The organism is Bradyrhizobium sp. PRIMUS42 (genome assembly GCF_023006515.1).
Taxonomy (GTDB): Bacteria; Pseudomonadota; Alphaproteobacteria; order Rhizobiales; family Xanthobacteraceae; genus Bradyrhizobium.
Window position 1 is genome coordinate 1 of sequence record NZ_JALBGZ010001197.1, and the last position, 1,176, is coordinate 1,176.

The window sequence follows — 1,176 nt, forward strand, 5'->3', positions numbered from 1 at the left end:
CGTCGGCGCGGGGGGCCATGTGCTGGGCGTGGACATATCCGAAGCGCTGATCGGCAGAGCGCGCGCGCTGGCGCCACAGGATACACCGGTCCAGTTCCAGGTGGCCGACGCCAGCAGCGCCGAGCTGCCCGAGGGCGCGTTCGACATCCTGTTCTCGCGCTTCGGAGTGATGTTCTTTGACGATCCTACGGCGGCGTTCGCTCATATGCGCCATGCGCTCAAGCCGGGCGGGCGGGTCGCTTTCGTATGCTGGCGTGGCGTGGCCGAGAACGATTGGGTGCGCCTGCCGATGGACGCGGTCAAAGGCATCGTCCCGCCGATGGCGCCGCCCGGTCCCGAAGCGCCCGGCCCATTCTCGTTCGGCGACCGGGGGCGGGTGGCTCGCATCCTGACGGCGGCCGGCTTCACCGATATCGGTATCGCGCCCTTCGATGCTTCCATCCCGTTTGGCGAGGGCGCGACGCGGGACGCGGCGATCGACGAGGCGGTGAAGATGACGTTCGAGGTCGGCCCGCTGTCGCGCGTGCTCGCTGATCAGCCCGACGACATCCGCGCCCGCGCATCGGCCGCGGTTCGTGCCGCCTTCGCGGGCCGAACCGGCGAGCGATCGGTGATGATCGACAGAGCGACGTGGATCGTCACGGCGCGCAATCCGACAAGCTGACAGGGATTAGCAGGGAGACGCTCCGCTCGGTGGAGGGGGGCGTCTTTGGCCGGTCAGCGGGACCAGATGAGGGTATATTCGCCGGCGGCCTCGGTCTCGGAGAGTAGAGAGATAGTTAGTTGACCAATCGGTCAGGGTACACAGAAGAGATGGGTGCTGACATGAGTTACCGGCTTATCGATGCCATTTCCTATTCCAGGCTGTTGGCAGGCGTGTCGCTGGCCCTGATGGGGGCTTCGCTGGCCGGGTGCAATGACACCGTCGCCGAGAAGGTCGAGCCGCCGCGGCCGGTCCTGGTCGCAACCGCGCATTATGGTTCCGAGACGCCGGAGCGCAGCTTCGTCGGCACCATCAGGCCGCGGATCGAGAGTGACCTCGGTTTCCGCGTCGCCGGCAAGGTTGCAAAGCGTCTGGTGGAAGTCGGCCAGACCGTCGAGATCGGCCAGCCGCTGGCGACCCTCGACGAGGTTGATTTGAAGCTCCAGGCCGAGCAATCCGTCTCCGAGCAGACC

2 protein-coding genes are annotated in these 1,176 nt (G+C 66.7%); both read left to right on the top strand.

Annotated elements, in window-relative coordinates; all coding sequences use genetic code 11:
- Positions 1 to 664, top strand: a 664-nt coding sequence (locus tag MOV75_RS38965) for a class I SAM-dependent methyltransferase (protein WP_247008152.1), incomplete at its 5' end; no start/stop codon positions are given.
- 161 nt (positions 665 to 825) lie between these two features.
- Positions 826 to 1,176 (top strand): biotin/lipoyl-binding protein (locus MOV75_RS38970; protein WP_247008154.1); only part of this gene is annotated, 351 nt, incomplete at its 3' end.